Origin of the sequence: Leuconostoc sp. S50, from assembly GCF_016624925.1 — a bacterium.
In the GTDB taxonomy this organism is placed as follows: domain Bacteria; phylum Bacillota; class Bacilli; order Lactobacillales; family Lactobacillaceae; genus Leuconostoc; species Leuconostoc pseudomesenteroides.
In genome coordinates this window covers 1-21582 of sequence record NZ_JACVUE010000001.1, presented here as the reverse complement: position 1 = coordinate 21582, position 21582 = coordinate 1, and the positions used below count along the sequence as shown (strand labels likewise).

The 21582-nt window shown below is 39.5% G+C and carries 14 protein-coding genes and 2 tRNA genes; 2 read left to right on the top strand and 14 right to left on the bottom strand.

The genetic code is table 11. The features are described from left to right. Positions 1 to 9 precede the first annotated feature (9 nt). From IAE53_RS00080 to IAE53_RS00030, 11 genes are all read right to left on the bottom strand, one after another. Positions 10 to 591: a DUF1788 domain-containing protein gene (locus IAE53_RS00080; protein WP_200136378.1), complete on the bottom strand. Its 582-nt coding sequence runs from the start codon at positions 589 to 591 to the stop codon at positions 10 to 12. After that, positions 591 to 1187: a DUF1819 family protein gene (locus IAE53_RS00075; RefSeq protein WP_200136377.1), complete on the bottom strand. Its 597-nt coding sequence runs from the start codon at positions 1185 to 1187 to the stop codon at positions 591 to 593. The genes IAE53_RS00080 and IAE53_RS00075 overlap by 1 nt, the downstream gene beginning before the upstream one ends. A gap of 232 nt (positions 1188 to 1419) precedes the next feature. Next, on the bottom strand, positions 1420 to 2808 hold the full coding sequence (locus IAE53_RS00070) for a DUF2130 domain-containing protein (RefSeq protein ID WP_200136376.1): 1389 nt from the start codon (positions 2806 to 2808) through the stop codon (positions 1420 to 1422). A gap of 154 nt (positions 2809 to 2962) precedes the next feature. Continuing rightward, positions 2963 to 4225 carry a polysaccharide deacetylase family protein gene (locus IAE53_RS00065; protein ID WP_200136375.1) on the bottom strand — a complete coding sequence of 421 codons (1263 nt, stop codon included), beginning with the start codon at positions 4223 to 4225 and terminating at the stop codon, positions 2963 to 2965. A gap of 322 nt (positions 4226 to 4547) precedes the next feature. Further along, entirely contained in the window at positions 4548 to 4892 is a 345-nt protein-coding gene (locus tag IAE53_RS00060; RefSeq protein ID WP_188352860.1) for a type II toxin-antitoxin system PemK/MazF family toxin, read from the bottom strand. Continuing rightward, complete coding sequence (locus IAE53_RS00055) at positions 4889 to 5191, bottom strand: type II toxin-antitoxin system RelB/DinJ family antitoxin (protein ID WP_200136374.1); 303 nt, start codon at positions 5189 to 5191, stop codon at positions 4889 to 4891. The genes IAE53_RS00060 and IAE53_RS00055 overlap by 4 nt, the downstream gene beginning before the upstream one ends. Before the next feature lie 101 nt (positions 5192 to 5292). After that, positions 5293 to 5613: a hypothetical protein gene (locus tag IAE53_RS00050; protein ID WP_370568009.1), complete on the bottom strand. Its 321-nt coding sequence runs from the start codon at positions 5611 to 5613 to the stop codon at positions 5293 to 5295. 152 nt (positions 5614 to 5765) lie between these two features. Then, positions 5766 to 8057 carry a hypothetical protein gene (locus tag IAE53_RS00045; RefSeq protein WP_200136373.1) on the bottom strand — a complete coding sequence of 764 codons (2292 nt, stop codon included), beginning with the start codon at positions 8055 to 8057 and terminating at the stop codon, positions 5766 to 5768. Between the two features lie 322 nt (positions 8058 to 8379). Further along, entirely contained in the window at positions 8380 to 13743 is a 5364-nt protein-coding gene (locus IAE53_RS00040; RefSeq protein ID WP_200136372.1) for a S8 family serine peptidase, read from the bottom strand. A 285-nt stretch (positions 13744 to 14028) separates the two neighbouring features. Next, positions 14029 to 14745, bottom strand: coding sequence for a YebC/PmpR family DNA-binding transcriptional regulator (locus tag IAE53_RS00035; RefSeq protein WP_200136371.1), 717 nt, complete (start codon positions 14743 to 14745; stop codon positions 14029 to 14031). A gap of 50 nt (positions 14746 to 14795) precedes the next feature. Beyond that, positions 14796 to 15329 carry an rRNA large subunit pseudouridine synthase E gene (locus IAE53_RS00030; protein WP_010278468.1) on the bottom strand — a complete coding sequence of 178 codons (534 nt, stop codon included), beginning with the start codon at positions 15327 to 15329 and terminating at the stop codon, positions 14796 to 14798. Between the two features lie 194 nt (positions 15330 to 15523). Here IAE53_RS00030 and hemH point away from each other — a divergent pair, with 194 nt between their 5' ends. Together hemH and IAE53_RS00020 are read left to right on the top strand one after the other, a co-directional pair. After that, a complete protein-coding gene (hemH, locus tag IAE53_RS00025; protein WP_200136370.1) occupies positions 15524 to 16468 on the top strand; it encodes a ferrochelatase in 945 nt (314 codons plus the stop codon). Further along, positions 16461 to 17777, top strand: a complete 1317-nt coding sequence (locus tag IAE53_RS00020) for an Nramp family divalent metal transporter (protein WP_200136369.1) — start codon at positions 16461 to 16463, stop codon at positions 17775 to 17777. The genes hemH and IAE53_RS00020 overlap by 8 nt, the downstream gene beginning before the upstream one ends. 94 nt (positions 17778 to 17871) lie before the next feature. On the opposite strand, the gene IAE53_RS00015 is transcribed toward IAE53_RS00020, so the two are convergent. The 3 genes from IAE53_RS00015 to IAE53_RS00005 all read right to left on the bottom strand — a co-directional run bounded on the left by IAE53_RS00015 (position 17872) and on the right by IAE53_RS00005 (position 21420). Beyond that, complete coding sequence (locus tag IAE53_RS00015; protein WP_200136368.1) at positions 17872 to 21003, bottom strand: BspA family leucine-rich repeat surface protein; 3132 nt, start codon at positions 21001 to 21003, stop codon at positions 17872 to 17874. 267 nt (positions 21004 to 21270) lie between these two features. Next, positions 21271 to 21343: transfer RNA gene (locus IAE53_RS00010), tRNA-Thr, on the bottom strand. 4 nt (positions 21344 to 21347) lie between these two features. Next, positions 21348 to 21420, bottom strand: a tRNA-Asn gene (locus IAE53_RS00005). Between the last annotated feature and the right edge of the window lie 162 nt (positions 21421 to 21582).

The following is a 21582-nucleotide window of genomic DNA, read 5'->3' as shown; positions in this document are numbered from 1 at the left end:
CTATCCAATCTAATCTAATTTAAAGGCGCGATAATAGTTGTCATCATGGACAACATTGAATATATCTAGTGATCGACCATTATACGATCCAGGAAAAAACATAATCAATGGTACCTTGTCTAACTTTTGTTGTAGGACGTTTAGTATCTTATGGGAACGTAACAATGGAAATATTTGACCAACTCCTGTTAAAAATACTACTTCATTGTGTTTTGTGGTGTGACGATCAATATAATTCACAATTTCGTTATCATCCTCATCCAAACCAAGACTTTCGGCTATTTGAGAAATAACACCACCTATACCATATTCTTCTTCAATTAATTCAAGTCCCTCTTGAAAGTCTTCCTCGTCAACAATGTTCATCACAATTTGATATAAATTAAATTCACGTATCTCAAATCCGTCTTGTGACGCCGAATACTTACTCACTAACTCTCTTACGTATTCCCGTACCTTCAACTCTTCTCTTTTAGCATCATAAGGAAAAATGTAATAACCAAGTTCATTGCTTAGTCCGCGATTATGTCGAAACTTTTCATCATTTAATTTGTATTTCAGCTTGTTAAAGCGTTCATTTAAAATATCCATCAATTTTCTCCCGTTAATGAATCAACTAATCTCTGCTGCCCTTTATTAATAAATAATTGACGTAATCTACGGTTCAATTGTAGCCTTTTGATATAGTCTTTCCCATTTTCTTCAACAACTAACCCCGCATCTATTAAAAAAGTATGGATTATTCCTTTCATACGGTGCACTGTCTGATCAGTCCATGCCGCAATTTCGGCACTTTCAGATTGCTTTTTGTTAAAGAAAGTGACATATTCATGAGGTTCAATTACACTATCACCCAGAATTAATTCGTTCCGATAAATTTCATACATAAACTCTCTAATAAGCTTATTTGTATTCATAATGGCAATCATGTTAAGTGCTTTTTGGTTTGAGATGTCTAACACATTAAATAACTCTTTTTCATCTTCATCCAGTGAAGCAACACGTCTGGACAACGCCCCAATCATTCTTTTGGCTCGCGATGTTGTTGATGCCAAAAATATATTTTGTTCAATCGCTCTTTGGCGAATCTCTTCTACCGTAAGTCCTGAGTTAATTAATTGTAAGTATTGTCGAAACTCATCATACCAAAATCCAGTTGAAACTATACCAGCATTGTATTCTTTCATTGCTTTCTCCAAAATAATTTTTACTATTTTTATTAAAATAAATCTCCCGTTGCTTTCTCCTCCCAAAAAACTCTTTTTTATACCAAGCGTATGCTAAAGAACGACTACTAATTCCCCTTAAATTATAACAAAATAGACATTATACTTTAAAAAACATTGAAAACGGGCAATCTATTGATTATTTTGTAATAATTATTTTTTTATCGACCATTGTTGACCTTTTTAATAACAACTACTCCCCCAACCCATCAAACTTTGCTTTCATCGTTGGATTACCTCTCGTCAGCTTCTTGACGCTGACATCTTCCAACTTGTTATTTGCCAAACGCAGTTGGTTTTCGGAGGTTGTGAGTGAGCGCTTGACGGCTTCCATGCGGGCGATGGCTTTGTCGATTTCGTCAATGGCACTTTTGAAGTTTTTTGAGGCGCTTTGGTAATTTTTGCCAAAGGCATTCTTGAAATTCGTTAAATCGCTTTCAAAATGAGTGATATCAATGTTTTGTTCACGAACTTGTTCGAGCTCTTGCTTATAGGCCACCGAATTCAACGCGGCGTTGCGCAACACGCCAATAAACTGGATAAAGAATTGCGGACGAATCACGTACATTTTGTCGTAGTCATTAACCTGCACAATACCCGTGTTATACAAGTCGCTATCGGCTTCCAACATTGACACTAATACGGCGTATTCTGTGTTTTTCTCGCGGCGATCTTTGTCTAATTCTTTGAAAAAATCAGTATTTTTGTGCTTGGAAGCTGTTGTGTCGGCTTCATTTTTCATATCAAACATAATGCTGACAAATTCTGTTCCATCTTGGTAATCGCGGAAAATGAAATCACCTTTTGAATTGGTCTCAGATAATGCGTTGTCTTTTTCAAAATAGGCGTTTGGGAACGCGTAAGGTCGTATTTTATTAAATTCAGTCATCGCGTATTGTTCCAAGCTTTCACCAATTTCCTTGGTAGATTGGCGTGCCTTGAAATCCTTATAAAACTCAACCTGTTCGTTAGCAGACTTCAGCTGGGCTTCATATTGATCTTTCACATTAGCAATTTGGAGTTCTTTTTCTTTGTCCTTAAGCTGTAATTGTGATGTCAATTCGGACACTTTTTGGTCGCGCTGTGACAGTTCACTTTGAGCCGTTGCGTCTTTTTTAAGTAATTGTGTTTCCAATTCAGCTTGGTGTTGTTGCTTAATCGTTTCAATTTGCGACTCCAGCGCCGTGATTTTGGCCTGCTTATCAGCCAACGTATCTTTCAAGTCCAAATCTTTTTGTGTTAACTGCGCCTTGAGTTCCACGTTATTTTGCTCAGTGATACTTTTTAATTGTGTCTCAAGGGCGACAATTTTGTTTTCTTTATCATTGATATTTTCTTGTAGTGTCGCTTTTTGTTGTTGGAGTTGGTTCTCCAGTTCAGCTTTTGCTTGTGCTTGCTGTTGAGCTTCCCATTCCGTCTTGGATTGCGCCAATTTGTCATCTAACATTTCGGCAATCGTTCCATTGATGACGCTCGTGTCAATGTTTTGTTCGTCAGTTAAATCAACGATATCACCTGCTTTGGCATCTTCATCCAAAACCAATTCCGTTTGTGACGCAATGTGAAATTTTACCTTTGCCATGTGAGATTATCCTTTTTAATTCATGAATTCTAGTCAATATAATCATTCTCATTATAGCAAAAATTGGGTTTTGCTATTATGTTTTATCATATCAATTTAATAAAACTTGTGTATCGTTTTAGTCAATGGAAAAAGCACACCAGAACGGCGTGCTTTATTTGTTACGATCGGTACTATCAATGACTTCTGCTGTGTTAAAAAATGGGTTGAGCACTGAGTTTGTGCCATTCAAGTCATCTGTCATGCGAATGCCGTCAACATTGATACGGGCTTGGCGATAATACTTCGTCGTCATCTCACCCCACGACGTGTGCGACGCATCAACATTCTCAAAGATTTCAAAGCCTTTCTGTCGCAGATAGGCGAATTTCTCGTTGTTATCTTGATATCCTTGCCAATCGCCAATGTCTGCGCCAAATGGAAAAATCAAAATGTTCGTCTTGCCGACAATGGGTTGCACTTCCTTTTCCCAACGGTCAGTGTCAAGCTTGACATCTGCCACAGAAGAAGTCTTCATATTCAGGTGTCCCCATGAATGTGAGGCAAAGTTCCAGCCGTCTGCTTTCAAGGCGGCGACGACCTCGCGAGCTTTTTCTGTTTCGCGCTTGGTCTTGGTCGTGTCGCCGTATTGTGACACAGATGTCCGGTAGCCAAGGACGCCATTATAACCTGTCACCGCCAATGTACCTTTATCACCACGGTATGAGAAATCAGGGTGGGTTTTGATAAATTCATCAACAATTGGCACCAAATCATAATTACCAACCGATGTCTTACCATTAGCGTCAATATATTCATTCTTGATGCCGTTTTTGGTAGCCACCAGCTTCGAGGCAAATCCAGAATTGATCATGTATTCATAATAGTTGACATCATCTTGCGACAGAACCAATGGCGTCTTACCCTTTGGCAAGCTCACCCCATCAAAGACTAACTCGCCTTTGTCATTTTTCTTCACCAATCGCTCAGAATTAACCAACACGTAGCCTTTGGCATAGAGTTGCGTCAACATCTTATTAAACTCACCGATCGTCACCATGTAATCCTTGTACCCTTGCCCCTTTTTGGAGGTGAAGGCGCGCGTCGGATCAACAATTAAGCTGTGGAAAAATAAATGACTGTACTTGTCTGGATCATTCCATGTTACAAGTTCCGACTTACTGGCTTCAATCTCTCTTTTGAGCGCTTTAGCCCTGGTTGAATTGTCATTGGTAATTGATTTGAGGCTTTTGGCGTAGTTATATTGTTGATAGTCTAGCTTGGCTTGAGCAAGTGGTGTGGCTTTGTGTGATTCTGCTGCCAACACGACCGCAGGTGTAGAAGATGTGGCTTTTTTTGTCCCACTCATCTGCCCAACAGACCAGCAAATAAGCATGCCAACCAACATTACCGAAACCATATAAGCTACTTTTTTCATCTATTCAACCCCTGAATCGCCATTATATTGATATAATACGAATTTTAGTGAAATTGTTATCAACATAAATCAAATTTTTAACGTAACTGTAGTATAACTGTTATATTTGAAGTTATTGTGGGTAGAATGTGAAGATAATTCGAAATTTGGTTTGTTCCTGTTTCAGAAAAAAAGCGCTTAATTCATGTGGTATGAATTAAGCGCTTTTATTGCTTTATTGTTTATTTCCTATTAAATGCCATTTTCATTATGACGTGCTGTGCTGGGCTGGCTGTGATACTATTCTTAAATACATCTAAGAATGTAATAATTTATGTTTTTATCATTCTAAATCAGATAAAAACGCCACTAATCTATTTTCATCTTTAGGTGACAGATAACCGATAAATTTAATAACTACGTATTGTTCTTCGACCCTACGTAATTTCAACGTGTCTATCCAAGATGGCTTTTTTAAGCCCGCATAAACCCAATCTTTAATTTCAAAATACTTACTCTTAAAATATTCTGATTTATCATCATATTGACTAGTTATTTTGTAATAAGTAATCCGCTGATTATCGTATTTCACTACAAATGCCGGTCTCACCTTGGAGCCTACTTCTCGCCCTTCATCAAAGGCTAAATCAGCAATCATAATGCTATGCTCGCGAATATCATCACTCATTGCAAAAATTCCTCACGGTCTTCTTTTTTTGACAAGTCCAACTCTTGTATAGGTGACTTTTTAAGTGCTAAGCGCGTGATTGCGTCACGATTAGCAACACGCTGTTCATTGAACCAGTCATCAGGATATGGCTGTTGATGGGTCTCTTGAACTGATAATGGTATTTGCTGCTCATAAGCCGTCTTAGTGATGAACATCTTGATAGCAGTAGCCATATCTAAACCTTGACGTTCGAAGACTGTTTGAGCAGCATCTTTAATGCTTGGATCAACACGAGCAGATACTTGAATTGCTTTCATAATGTGCACCCCACTTAATATACTTTACTTAAATTATAACACATTTTGTTAGTATATGTTATCTATTGTTAGTAATTATGCTGAATTGGCTATAAAAAAACTCAATTACCAAAAAACTTTAAATTATTGAGTATGCCATAAAACCAATCGCTTCTGTGCAATTGCTTCAACAAGACTTTGCCATCATCTGATAGCTTGCTATCTAGAGACAACTTTTGGAATAAATTCGTCAAATGTGTGATTTCTCTGTCTTGCAATGCACTTGGTCGACCTAAATTAACAATGGTATTTTCAATGACCTGCTTTTCATCATCATTTAAATTCGGATGCTTGTCTAGAAAATTCTCTAAATATTTAAGTTTGTCTGTTTTAAACATTTTCCCCTCAATTCGCTCATGCTCAAAAGTTGTTCTTGTATTCATTCATGATAACATGAACTTGATGTCAATATATAGACACGATCTGTTATTATTACATAACAAACACCCAAAAGACAAGAACGCTTTTGGGTGTTTGTTTAAATTAAGGCACTCACAACAATTAAACTATTCATTAATTTGGTAATTCAATCATACTATTGATTAACGTACATGTCTGGAGCTGCTGGTACTTTATTCCCATTATTCAATCCACTGAGCACACTATCACCATCTTTAGGAATCATAATCAGGCTGACTGGTGTTGTGTCATAATTACTATTACCAATTGTTATTTTTGCTGAAGGTGACTGCTTAATTTGTTGATAAAATGTTTTATCGTCCTTACTTGGTTCATGATAACTATTATTTTTAAAATACCCCAGATTAACTTGATAATATGGAGAAGAAAACAAATCAGATCCCGCTTTCGAACCATCTAAACTATAAGTGTCGGTTGCCACAGTTGTTGAATCATAAGCGCGATTAAAACCAAGAAACGGTTCTCCGCTTTTTTGTGTACTCGTATTCGCATCCAACACATGATTAACCCCTTGCTTTCCTTTAACATTGGCGTTGTCTTGTATCTCCTTCACGAAATCTTTTGAGGCTAAATGTTCAAGTGCAGCATTCCATTCACTATTATCTACTTTATGATCCCCTTGCCAGACAACCTTTGTATCCCTATTCATATTCCAGCCATTGTCGTCAAGGGCGTCAATTTTGGCAAAATCGTGTTTATTTGCAAAATATTTTGCGACATACCAAGCTGGAATAGGTTCACTACTTCCAAACTCTTTTGCATCCAACCTATTATAGACCCAAGACTTGTTTGCATATGAGTAGATTATTTTACCATCGTTAGTTGTTTTTTCTTCTGCTTTAAGTTTACCTGGCAGTGGTTGTCCATTGGTGTCGAGAATTACTTTATTCTCATAACGAATATTGCCATCTGCCTTTAGCTGATCTAATACTTTATGAGCAGATTTTTGTTTTTCCACAGCTTCCAACCACGGCGCACTCTTAAATGGTATTGCATAATGAGTTTCATGTTCTCTGGCATCGGCATCCTCAACAGCTTTTTGTGCAGCAGCTAACTTAGCTTGATAATCAGGATCAATACCAACAGCTGTCTTAGTTGGTCTATTCTCAACAGTCCTAGCATAAGCATAGTTAACTGCTTGTGCATTCGCAGCTAAGGTATAATGTTCACCGTCCACAAACACGCTGGTCGGGCTAGATTGCTTGATCCAATTATTATTAATATAATCATTTATTTTGTAATCGGCACGAGTCAATGAGTCAAATCCCAAGCGACGAAGATCTAAGCGCGCGTCTCGTCGCAAATTGCCGAGTAAATCATTAGTTATCGGGTAATCTTTCTCAAATTTGTCAGCCGTCCTACTTGTATACTCGTTTGATGATGTAATATTATCTATCTGCCCCACTACTTTGGAGTAATCCAATAAAATTGCAATATACATTTGATGCAACCAGACTGAATAATGATTCATGATGTCATCACTAAATGCTTCACGAGTTGCAAAAGTTTTTGTATTAAAGTACTCTTTCAACGACTCATAGTCTGTCATCAATTTAAATACGTCATTCTTACTACTATCAGAATCAATAATATTTTCGCCAAAACGACACAAGTTGTTAAAATTACTTATATTTTCGTCCTTTACTGGTTTCACCCCGCCTCTTACGGAATCAGCACCATATGATGCAGTTGAGTAAAGATTGGCATATTCTTCAACATATTTTTTCAGAGCTTTAACATCATTTGTTGCTAAAGAACTGTGATAATCAGTATGAACCAGTTGGACTTTGTCATCAATCGACGCCGACTCGTCTCTGATTGCTTGATATTTTTCTTTAAAGGCACTTAACCTGTTATTAATTGACTCCTCTTTAACCAGTTCACCAACAGCTTTCGAGTCATTGCCCATACTAACACCAAGCTCGAGCAACTTGCCATCCAACTTTAAAAGAGCATCGCTAGTATCGTCACTAGCTTTTGGTGTAAACATATCAATCAAAAAACCAAGTGTTGCTCCCAAAGGACCCGCGAAGCCTAACGCTTTTAACAATGCAGGGCTAGTTGATTCAGTCTTAACAGCATCACCAATGATTGACGCGATAAATCCCGCATCTTGAGCAGCCATTGTCGAATCATCTTTGGGTACATTATCACCATATAAATCGGCTTCCTTTTTGAAGTAAGCCCCTTTTTCAAATCGTTGGGCAAAATCTTTGTCACTAAACGCAATTACATCGCTATCTTTGCTTTGTACCTGTTTGGCACTATCGTTTTTGACTGCCTTAGCTACCTTAATTGGACGAGACGCAGCATTATCAGCGTGCACGACCTCAATACCACATGTGGCACTGACAAAAATTGGGCTTAGCGCAACGCTAAGTAATAGCGCTGATTTAAGTTTAGACATTGTTTGTTTCTCCTCAAATGTTCTCTTTTTTTGTTCATTGTTTGAATTTTTCTGTAACTTACGGCAAAGTTTTCAAAAATTTCATGAACTTATTGAACATTTTCATAGTATATATCCCAAATATGTCTACCCCGTGAACTATTTGTGAACAAAATACATGTCAAAACATAAATTTAAGTAGTAAAGACTTGTCCTATATGCATTTGCAAAATAATATATAGTTTTTTTAAATGCCACTGATTGATTGAGCTTGAACCAAAAAAACACTCAAATTAAAAAATTTGAATGTTTTTCTTTATCTATTAGCTCAAATCAAGTCACTTTACTTACCGACTTGATGAACGACAACTTCATACGTATCACCACGATTACCAGTATCAGTCAACTGATATGGCATCACGTTGTATGTTGTGGTTTCATGTTTGTTCAGTTGATAGGTCTTGCTGAACTTTTCTGGGGCAAAGCCAAGATATGGCGTGCCATACTTGCTTGCATCGTCCCAATTAGTCTTGCCAACGAAAACATTTTCACCATTGACGTTTACTGCAACACCAGTGTTATAAGCAGATACTTGTCCACTTAATGTGAAGCTTGTGTTGGATGTATAGACATCAAAATGATGGCTATTTGGTCGTTGCACCCAATGGGTGTCTGTGTCAAGACGAATGGCTGGTTGGCTCAAGTTAACTTTTAACGCGTGTTCTTGTGTCTTTGCAGTTGTCTCGCCATTGATTGTTTGATCATACTTCACGACAAACGTTTTTTCAATCACAGATCCCACATGATGAGCAACGAACTTAAAACTACCATCTGGATTTACTTTGACTTGATTTGACGCGTCATCAGGGTTAGCACTATTCAAAACAAAGCGCAAATTCTTAATTGATGGAATAGCATAACCAGTTATCGTGTAGTCCTGTGTAAATGGATTATAGCACGTCAAGGCGCCAGTCTCATCAAGCAGGTTACTTGGTGTGATGGCAACATCAGAACCAATCATCATGATTGGCAACTTATCATTAAGTCCTAGTGCGATTGTACTGCGCTCTGGCTTCAAAGGCAGGATTGAATCATTTTCTGCACCATTATCCTTGACAGATGACAGACTTTCGCCCTTTGGTAAACGATATACCGGCATGCTGAATGTCTTACAAAAATCAGACAGTGTCCACCTATAGTGACGCAAAGGATCGTTGGCCGCTACATCGTTCTGGAAAAAGGCATTATTAAAGTACCCATTTCCACCTCCGAAGTTTACAATTCGTGGTAATATATCGCCATACTCGGCCTCATAACCAGTAAATTGAACACTCTGAAGTCCATTACTGTTGCAATCTTTTGATCCAGCACCTTCATAATTACTAGTAGCTTTCGGCAGGTCCAGACTGTTATTTTGTAAATTAGCTAATGTTTGCGCATCCCAAAGGCTGACCTGACCGCTATATGACCCATCAGCTGCTAATTTGGTCGCTTCAACATTCTTTTCTAAACCAGACTGCCCAGTATAGACTTGCATATTTGAGTGATTATCAGTCCAAATTGGATTTGTGACTCGAATAGCATGGGAATCTTGATCAATCACTTGATTATTATAAATCAACACCTTATCTGGCATGTGAGTGCCAGTGAATGCACCATTAATGTTTAGGCTACTTGTACTATACGGAACAACAAGAATCTCTTGGTCTCCGCGTTTAATCCACTTACCGTGTGATTCGTTTGCCAGAGCAGTTTGATTTATTTCAGCATCAATTCCCTCGCCAACAGGAATCTCTGGGACCACCGGCTTAGTCAACTCTTTACCCGACGCGTCAGTAAACTTTAGATAACCAAGCTTACCTACCTTAACTCTAGTTGACCAATCACCATTTTTAGCTGTCACAACCACATGATCAATTTGTTTGTCTTGATTATCAAATGACGTGACATTGAATTGCTTATTTTGATTCCAAGAGCCATTAATTTGAATTGACCAGTACTTCAAATCGACCGCTTTTAAATCAAATGCATTAATACTTTTATTTGCCCCGGGTTCACTATTGGGATCCGCCCGCTCTCCAACTTGAACATGAACTCGATTCGGATCAATTGATGACTGGCTATTTTCACCTCTAACTTTAGTCAGATTAATCATATTTTGATAATCAACACTGAATTTACTTGCTAATTGATCCACTTGTCCTTTAGTTTCATTGGTACCCTCAACGGCTAGTTTAAATTGACCTTCGTACCAATCGCCATTCCCCGCACGGTCACGCAAACCAATTTCAACCTTGTTATCTTGCTTTTTCAAGTTTTCAACTTGGTCTTCGTTCAAAAGAACATCAAAATGATTGTGTAACCAACCAGCAGCTTTCTCCTTTTCAGGTGTATCAAACTGATTAGAACTTATAATAGAATTTAAACGTAACTCAACTCTACCGCCTACGTAGTCATTTGAAAGGTCAAACATACCTGAACCCTTCTCGTTAATATCGGCAGTTAAATGAACACCGTCCTTTTGATACGTTAAATGCGCATTGGCAACTTTTGGCATAACATTATCAACGGTTAACTTACGATATACAGTCTCTGTTTTAGCACCATCTAACATTTGGGCTTTGGTACGTATGTAATAAACACCATCAGCCACTTTATCAGATTTACCCGTTTTCGAGTTTGGTACAGTGCCGTTCCATTCTGTACTAATCAGTCCTGGTTTAGACTGTTGATACGTTGCTAAATGTGTCAAAACGGTGTTTTTATCAGCACCCAACACATCAACATCAATTTCTTTTGTCCAACGTAACATGTACTCTAAATCAACGGCCGATTGATGCGCACTACTCTTTTGGAATGAAATCGCTGCGTGTTCATTATCACTGGTATATTGTGTGACGTATTCATTAGAAGCTATACCCGTATTCCCTGTCACTAATGGCCGCAAATAATGAGCATCACCTAAATAACCCCAACCTTTGATTGATCCTTTTTCCTGTGCCGGCTTATCAATGACTTGCCCTGCATCCCAATCGCCATAGTAACCAAAATATGGGATATTAGCTGCAGGTTCGCTATCTTTGGTAGATTTAACTTGAACATAGCCTTCTACCCAGCTCTGTTTAGCTTGTGTTTTTGGCACAGTGACTGTCACGGTAACTGTCTTTGTCTGACCTGCTGGCACAGACACTTGATTTTGACTAGTTGTTAATTTAGCGTTATCAATGTTATGCTCACTCACCAAGTCTAGATAAGGTTGCTCATCACGATAATAGTAAGTCCCAGCACCATTCAAACTGGTTGTATCTAATGCCATGCCGAGTGCATTATAAGTCGTTCGAATACCCACTTCGTTTGGCGCTTTAGGATCAGTCGTGCGAACTTCAGTTGCGACACCACCAAGACCGTTAATCGAATAGGTAGCTGCTTTATTACCGACGTTTTTAATGTTTAAAGTAAATGTCTTTGTTTGTCCACTAAAGCTCTTCAAATCCACAGCACCATCTTGATCTTTGGCGTCAGTAACGACGGTGTGTGATTTGATTGCATTATCAACTTGAACCAGACCAGCACCTTGTTGACGCGGTGAATAGTAAGCTTGACCATCTTTACTGTATACCGGTTGCGCTGTATTTTGCAGCAATGTCTTCATATTCTTGATGAACTTGTTGCTACCTTGACCGAGATTGACGTGTTGCTTGTTGGCTTGCTGCTTCAACAAAGCTACCGTACCCGCAACAAATGGGGACGCCATACTTGTGCCACTCATTTGAGCGTAGTCCTTGTTAGACAGCGACCAAATATTGCCTCCGACACCCGTAACATCAGGTTTCAAATTCAAATCTGGTGTACATCCCCAAGAGGTGAACGTACTCATCTTGCCTGTATCTTGATTATCAGCAGTTGTGGTCGTTGGTGAAGCGAGTGAAACATTTTCAACCTCAGCTTGCCCATCATAGTCGGGTGTCATACCTCGTAATTTGGCTAACAATTGACGGCCACTCTGATATGATATTAACATTGCGGGTGCATTTGCACTATCCACTGGTGCAAAGTCACATTCTGGCAATGGTCGGTCCTTATAGTCGACCAAGATCACCATATCGGCATCGTTATCTTTTGCAGCTTTTTGCATATCTTTAACTGTCGTAGCAGCATTGAGATCCGGATTGTATTGAATGATTTTGATTTTATGAACATCGTTTCCCGCAGAGAAACCTTTTGATTGCCAATCAGCCTTTTTGGTCTCATCAAAGTTTTGATTCCCATCAACTATGGGCACACCATTATCCTTAATCGTATGTTTCTTCGTCCAGAAGTCATCTGGAATCCCTGGTGACACACGCACCGGCACTTTATCACTAAATGTCTTGCCTGTACTATCTGAGAAGTTGGTCGTCAACGCGTGCGTTTGCGTGCCCTCCATTGAAGCTACCGATATAGCACCGTCAGCAACTGACATGGAACTAATTGAAATATCCTCCTCTGGGTTGTGTGCCACGGTATGTAAGTCAGATTGCTCAGCTGAAGCACGACCGTCATTTGAAGCCGCGACAACTGGCACAACACCCAACTTAGCCGCACGATTTAACGCAGCTGTTTCCGGCATCAGACTAGAATAGTTAGTCAATGATGAACCTAATGATAGGTTCAAAACATCAGCGCCAAGCTTTACTGAATCTTCAATGGCGTCCACAATTGAATCAGTTGACGCCCCGTTGTGATGATTACTGAACACTTTCATATCCAGCAATTGCGCTTCAGGTGCAACCCCTTTGACTTTACCATTGGCTGCCAAGATACCAGCGACGTGTTGTCCGTGTTCGTGAGTAATCCCACTGTCTTTTAACTCATCTTGAGAATCAATGTTATCCGCATAGTTGTGGGCAAATGGCACTTTATTTGACTGATAAACACCGTACGAACTGAATTTTTGGAACAGTTTTGAACTATCCTTGCTTAACTTAGCCTGTTTAGTACCTGTCGTGGTTAATTTCAAATCAGGGTGCGTGTAGTCAATACCCGAATCAATGTCGGCAATTAACATACCACTGCCGTCACCGCCATGCGCTGAACGCCAATCGTCAGTGACTTGGGCAAGATCATTATCATTAGAATTTGCCGGCTGGTAAACACTTTGAATATGAACTTCTTTCACGCCAGCAATGGCCGAGAGTTGCTTCACTTGTGTTGGCTTAGCCATAATTGACAAAGTATTGACCAAATAACCACTTTGTTTAAGAACTTTTTTACCAGTAATTTGCTCGGCACGATTTTTGATTGGCGTTTGTTGGTCAATTACGTTTTGCTCGGCTTGATTGATACGATTCAGCGTTGCTGACGTACCGTCAGGGTTTGGCGTGCTTGATTTTTGCGCTGCCGCCTCAGCCGACAAGCTCAAAGTCATCTTCACATAAGTATTAGACTTTTCTGCTAACGTCATTTCTTTAGGCTTTTTGCCTTGCGCAGTGAGTTGCGTGTCATAAGGCGTCTCAATTCCCTTTGTTTTCAAATCATCAGCTTTTTGTGCTTTAGTTTTGACAACAGTTGTCGGGAAGTTCTGGACGACCGTCTGCACTTTTTGCTGTTTTGCGGTCTTGTAGGGCGCTAGGCGATGCTGCTGATAGGTGTTGACACCAACCGTTGTACCAGCAATAGCCATCAAGGCAAAGCCCGAGAACATTAGATAAGCTCGTCGTTTTCTCATATTCTTCTCTCATCTTCAAATTTTTTGTTCATGAACATTGCACCATTATAGTATAAAATTTACCCCATAAACCGTTTTTTCACAGTTTGTTTACAAACTTCTTTTTTTGGGCATAATTCCTCATAAAAGCCATTTTAAAGCCTTTACAGCAGGTTTTATACTGTCGATTAGCCTATTCTATATCCATTATCAAGAACATTTTCAAAATGATATTTTTATTATTTTTAGCACATATTCGCACAAAAAAAGCCAATAACATGTTATTGGCTTAGTGAAAGATATTTATTATAAGGTCACGTTGTGGTGAACTTGTTGCACGTCTTCATCTGACTCTAAGGCGTCAACTAATTTTTCGAATGCTTCTAAATCGTCGCCTTCAAGTGTCATTTCTGATTGTGGCAACATCGTAATTTCAGTGGTCGAAAATTCAGATATACCACTGTCGCGCAATGCCGCAATTGCTTGATGCAATGCAGTTGGTTCTGTATAAACTACGACTTGATCATCTTGTTGTTCCGCATCACGAACGTCTACTTCGGCATCTAATAATGTCTCTAAGGCACCATCAGCATCATCCCCTTCAAAGACAATCACACCAGTCTCATCAAAAAGATAGCTAACAGAACCTGAAGCGCCATAAGTACCACCATTTTTGTTAAAGGCCGTGCGAACGTTGGTTGCGGTACGATTAACGTTAGAAGTTAAGGTATCCACAATAATTAATGACCCATTAGGACCAAATCCTTCATAGCGTCCTTCAATGAAAGTCTCATCGCCCGAACCCTTGGCTTTTTCCAAAGCACGTTCGATAACATGCTTTGGTACCTGTGCCTGCTTGGCACGTTCGATAACAAACTTCAAAGTTGAATTAGCTTCTGGATCAGGACTACCACCTTGCTTGGCAGCAGCATAAATTTCAATTCCATATTTACTGTTAACTTTGGCGGCAGCACCATCAGTCTGCGCCTTTTTCATTTTAATGTTTTCCCATTTACGTCCCATGAGGTCACCTCTTTTAATTTATATCTTTTACTATTATACCGGTTCGTCGCCTATTTCACCACACGATACTGACCTGGCTTCAAATCAGCAATGTGATAGTCACCAATATGCGTGCGAATCAACCGTAACGTCGGGATTCCCACAGCTGCTGTCATGCGACGCACTTGACGATTGCGTCCCTCTTTAATTTTGAGTTGAATAAAACTCGTCGGTTGATTTTGCCGGACGCGGATCGGCTTTTCACGTTCCCATAACCATTTTGGATACGGAATTCGTTTCACTTTGGCCGGCAAGGTCATGCCATCTTTGAGCATGACACCTTGCGCTAATTCACGCAGTTGGGCTTTTGTTGGAATACCGTCTACTTGAACAACATAAGTTTTGTAGGCTTTATTCTCAGGATCAGTTAGTTCATGATTCAACTTGCCATTGTCGGTTAGCAACAATAGCCCCTCACTATCCATGTCTAAACGCCCTGCCGCATAGACACGCGGAATGTCGATGTAATCAGCTAAGGTAGCTCGTCCTTGATCATCTGTGAATTTGGTCAATACATTATAAGGTTTATTAAATAGTACAATCATGCTGTTTTAGAAGCGTCCTTGTCATTGTAAAAAAAGAAGCAAATCAATGCGGTGATTTGCTTTAATAGCATTATTATTGTATCACATCCACCCATACTCGCCTCAATAACCTGACAGATTATCCCATTTCTTGTACTACTTTTATCAAACGATAAGGACTTGCTTCAATTTATACTAGTTAATGAGGGAAAATTATGAAAAATAGTCTATTAATTGTTAATCTTGGCACGCCAGCCGAGCCTACCACACAAGCAGTCAAACAGTATCTCAAAGTCTTTTTGTCTGATCCTAATGTGATTCAAATGCCAAAATGGCTTTGGCAACCAATTCTCAATCACATTATTTTGCCCACTCGTTCATGGCGTTCAGCGACGTTTTATCAACATGTTTGGCAACCATTGGGTTCACCTTTGATGCAATATACACAATTGCAAGCACAACAGATTCAAGCGCTTTTGCCTGACTGGCAGGTTAACTATGCCATGACTTACGGTCAACCAAGTATTGCTGGTGAACTACACAAATTACAAAACGCCGGTGTTGACAACATCATTGTCCTCCCACTTTTTCCACAATATAGTACAACAACCACAAAATCTATTGTTGACCAAGTCGAAGCCACAGGAATTCCCACACAAATCATTACTGACTTTTACCAACACGAACGTTATCAACAACTTCTCGCCAAGACGGTGTCTAATCAGTGGGATCCTGATAAATATGATCAGTTGCTGGTCAGCTACCACGGCATTCCCAGCTCGTATGTCCGCAAAGGCGATCCATACTTGCAACAGTGTACGGACACAACCACAAATTTGATGTCATTGGTACCGTCACTAAACCGCGACAATGTCACCCAAGTATTCCAGTCAAAGTTTGGTCCCATGCCTTGGTTAAAGCCATATTTGCGACCCACCTTGCAACAATTGCCTGTACTCGGTAAACGGCGCGTGTTAATTGTTGCCCCTTCATTTGTGGCAGATTGCCTCGAAACACTTGAAGAAATTAGTGTCCAAGGCTATCAAACCTTTGGCAGTGCGGGCGGCGAATTGTATGATGTCGTATCATCTTTTAACGATTCCACTGACTTTTCTAGCTTTTTAGCACAGTTAGCCACTGACGAGGTGGCTCATGACTGAGAAAAGTCTCTCTGAAATCAACAATTCTGTTACCGTACCAAGCGTTTATGAAAGTGCGTTTTGGCGAAAATTCTTAGCTTATAGTGGTCCCGGCGCTCTGATTGCGGTGGGCTATATGGACCCAGGCAATTGGCTCACGTCGATTATGGGTGGTATTCATTATCGTTATTTGCTATTGTCAGTCATTCTGATGTCAATTTTAGTGGCAATGCTAATGCAATATTTAGCCGCCAAATTGGGGGTTGTGACACAGCTTGATTTGGCGCAAATTATTCGTCAGCACGTTAATCGTCCCGTTGCAATCTTATTGTGGTTATTGTCTGAACTCGCCATGATGGCAACCGATATCACCTCGGTAGTCGGTTCTGCGATTGCATTAACCTTGCTGTTTAAAATACCATTATTTATTGGTATTTTAATTACCAGTTTGGACGTTTTGTTGCTACTAGCGTTGCTAAAATTTGGGATTCAACGCGTTGAAGCCATTGTGTTTATTTTAATTTTTGCTGTTGGTTTGGTGTTTGCCTATGAAGTAGCGTTAGCGCAACCGCAATTGGGTGATTTATTGCGTGGCTATTGCCCACAAATTAGTCTACTCCACCATTCGCAATTGGTCCTGTCACTTGGCATCATTGGTGCCACAATTATGCCACATAATTTATTTTTGCATTCCTCTTTGTCGCAAACTCGTCGTTTTGATCATAACGATCCTGCACAAGTCGCTGAGGCCGTGAGATTTTCAAAATGGGACTCTAATGTTCACTTATTCGTCGCTTTGGTTATCAACTCTTTGTTACTGATTCTTGGCGCTGCCCTGTTCTATGGTACGCAAGCCAATCTGTCTGCTTTCAGTGACTTGTACCACGCGTTGCAAAATCCACATTTAGCAGGTAAAATTGCGTCACCATTTTTGAGCACTTTGTTTGCTATCGCCTTGCTCGCCTCAGGTCAAAACGCCACCATCACTGGCACATTAAGTGGTCAAATTGTCATGGAGGGTTTCACTAACTTGAAACTCCCACTCTGGTTACGACGTGTTATCACGCGTCTTTTGGCAATTATCCCTGTTATTTTACTGGTGATTTTATTTGGCGCAAAAGAAGGCGTACTCGACCAACTGATTGTTTACTCACAAATTTTTCTCAGTATAGCGTTGCCATTTTCGATGTTTCCACTCGTGTATTTCACCAGCAAAACACGCTACATGACGACAAGATTTGTTAACCAAAAGTGGGTGACAGTACTGGGTTATTTAATTGCGAGTGTTTTGACTATTTTGAATGTGCAGTTGATTTTGAGTTTAGCCTAAAATTCATTTAATTACTACATGTTGAAATGATTAATGATTATATTGTCAGTTAAAAAGTCGTGAGAGTTGAGACCCGCACGACTTTTTGGTTGTATTATGGTGTTTCACTTAAAGTCCAAGTTAGTTCTGACCCTATACTCTTTCTATCTAATAAAGCAGTATCAATCACCGCGTTAGGATTTAGCCAAATGCTAAATGCGTTAGTGGCATTGTGATTAAACAAAATACTCTTTTGACTGGTTGTCGAATTACCCGACCAGAAGTCAACGCTATTGGTTAATTTATTTTCACCATATTGAATACTCAAATCATTCTTTGAAATCGTTGCTGATAGACCGACTGTGGTCCAATCACTTGTTTGCGCCACAGACACTTTGTATGGTATCCCACTTTCCAAGTTGATGAGATTAACTGAGCCAGTTGTCATATTAGTTGCCAATGGTTTGTTGCCGTTACGGAAATTCCCAGCCCCCAGTGTGCCAAAGGTAAGGTTAGCAACGCCATCAAAAGTGGGCGCTTGCGCCCACACATAGGTAACTGGACGGGTTGCCGTATCAGACCACATTTCGTCAGTAGTTACAAATGCACCCTTTGGGTTATGTGCTGTTCCTGCACCAACTTCTTGCCAAGAGGCAGTGGTTGTTTTGTAGGTCTGATCATTATCAGTAATTGTTGTACCTACTTGAGGTGCGGTTGTAAAGGTAGGAGTTCCTAAAAACTGACAATTTTCACCCAGAGTAATTCGCCAGAGCTTTTTTGTGTCTCTCAACATATCCATAACACTCCCCAAATTTCTAAAATCCCAACTGCTCAAATCTAACGTTTCTATACTTGACCCACTAAACATAGATGACACACTCTGAACGTTCTCGGTATTGAAATCTGTGAAGATCACACTTTTTAACGAAAGTGTATGAGCAAACATTACATTAAAATTGGTTTCAACAGGTGAATCCTGTTGTCGCCAACCTGATAAATTAACTTCCTTTAGCGACGAATAATCAAACATCGATTGAAATGAACCAACTTTGCTGACATCCCAAGTATGAAGATCCAAAGATTCAAGTCCTGTACTATGAAACATATTAGGCATATTAGTAACATTCGTTGTTGTAAAGTCAGTTAATATTAACGATTTTAAAGCAGGTGTATATTGAAACATACTCGTCATATAAGTACTAGTTGAAGAATCATTGTGGCGCCAACCTGATAAATTCAAGGTTGTTAGTTGCGACATATTGTTAAACATATATGGAAATGCGATAACTTTGCTAACATCCCAAGTGTGGAGATTTAGAACTTTTACATTACTACCAGCAAACATATAACTCATTTCAGTCACATTTGTAGTTGTAAAATTGGTTAAGGTTAATGATTCTAATGCCACCGTTTGACGAAACATATGAGTCATAACAGTGCTAGTTGACGAATCACTACTTCGCCAGTTAGATAAGTTCAAGTTTTTTAACTTGAGTGCATTATCAAACATATAATTGAAATTCACTACCTTGGTCACATCCCAATCATGTAAGTTCAACTCCATCAAACCGGTACTTTGGAACATATAACTCATATTCGTGACGTTAGTGGTCTTAAAGTTCGTTAAATCCAAACTAGTCAATGCAGACGTAATCCTAAACATAGCATACATATTAACTGATGTTGCTGTACGATCAACGCCCCAACTAGATAGATTTAATCTCTCCATTTTGGTAGCATTATTAAACATATAACTGAAATTTGTCACTTTAGTAACGTCCCAACTACTAATATCCAATGTTAACACACCGCTATTATTAAACATATTACTCATATCCGTGACATTGGTCGTTGAAAAATTAGTCAGTTTTAAAGTGGTTAAAGCATTTGTATTTTGAAACATGTTGGCCATGCTAACAGTAGTTGCTGTACGATTGACGCCCCAGTTAGAGAGATTTAACGTCTCCAACTCGATAGCATTATTAAACATATAACCGAAGTTTGTCACTTTAGTAACGTCCCAATTACTGATGTCAAGATTGGTCAAGGAAGCCACCCCGTAAAACATATAATACATATTGGTTACGTTGATGGTTTTAAAATTAATTAGCCTTAAACCATCACTAGTTAATGTGCTCACTCCATAAAACATGTATTGCATATTAACATTAATTGCTGTACGATTGACGCCCCAGTTAGAGAGGTTTAATGTCTTCAACTTGTTATCATTCCGAAACATGTTTCCAAATGTTGTCACTTTATCAACATTCCAACTACTTAAATCTAGACTAGTCAAGGACGTATTGGCAAACATATATGACATAGCAGTTACATTATTTGTGCTAAAGTTGATCACATTCAAATCGGTTAGCTGATCTGTACTTTCAAACATATTACTCATATCCACAGTCGTAGCGGTACGATTAGCACCCCAACCAGATAAATTCAAACTTTTTACATTAGTGGCACTATAAAACATAGCTATGAACGTTGTCACTTTATCAACATTCCAACTACTCAAATCCAAACTAGTGACACCACTTCCATAAAACATATAAGACATACTTGTCACATTACTGGTATTCAACGCACTCAAATCAGGATTAGTCAGTCCTTTACTGTTGTAAAACCAATAAGACATCGAGGTTACATTACTCGTATCAAAATTTTGCAAATCAATAAACTCACTGAGTTGTCCTAAGTTAGCGAATAAATAAGTCACTGATACTGGTGCTATCACGTTGCTTTCAAATTGAATTTTCTTGACTTGTGTGGCAACTAGTCCAGCGGCTTCCAAATTCTGATCAATTCTCTGTGCTAATTGCCCCGCCCCAAAAACCAACAAACCAGTATCCGAATCAAACGTCCAAGTACTAGTGCCGTTTGCGTTTGTCGTTATTCCTCGTGGTGCCTTTGCAGACGAAGCTGGTTTGCTATCCGCCTTCGCCACCGTTGGTTGTTCAACTGGTGGGTCTGTTTCTTCTGGCTGTTCCGGTTCGGCTACTTCAGGTGTCTCGGGTTCATCAGGTTCCGGCTCTGTTGGCTGACCGTCACCCGTATCACCAGTAGCGACGCGCTGAATCAATTCTTGCAAGTCAGAGCGACCGTCATTTGGTAGACGTAGCTTTTTATTCGTTTTGACGTCATCAGCTGTCATCACTTCGGCAGCTGTCACGGCCTGTACTGGACCTGTGACGGTTAATAAGGTAATTAATATTGGTAAGTAGAGTTGTTTGTTAAAACGCATGATTTTTCTCCATTAGTAGCCTAGACCCTCATTCTACTAGGGGGGTGGAAGACCAGACGAATTTTTAGTGAACAAATTGTGAACGTTAACCTAAAAAGCGGAGACGACATGATGTCGTCTCCGCTAATTTTATTTATCTGTCACAATCACAGACCAACATTTCTTAACGGTGTTTTCGTTGTTGATTTAGATAAATATAAAAAATGCTCAACTTCTTAGTTTGCAAGAAGTTGGGCATCTCTGTGATTATAAATTGATAAGTAGATATGCCGACGAGAGGATTCGAACCTCCGACCCCAGGTTTACGATACCCGTGCTCTACCAACTGAGCTACGTCGGCATGACTCCGACTGCCGGGCTCGAACCGGCGACAACCTGATTAACAGTCAGGTGCTCTACCAACTGAGCTAAGTCGGAATGACATTTGTTGCTTAACACAACTATTTTATTATGCCATGAACAACCCATCATGTCAACCATTTATTAGTTGAAAAAAAGAAGCAAACCAACTGGTTCGCTTCTCATAAAACTCCGACTGCCGGGCTCGAACCGGCGACAACCTGATTAACAGTCAGGTGC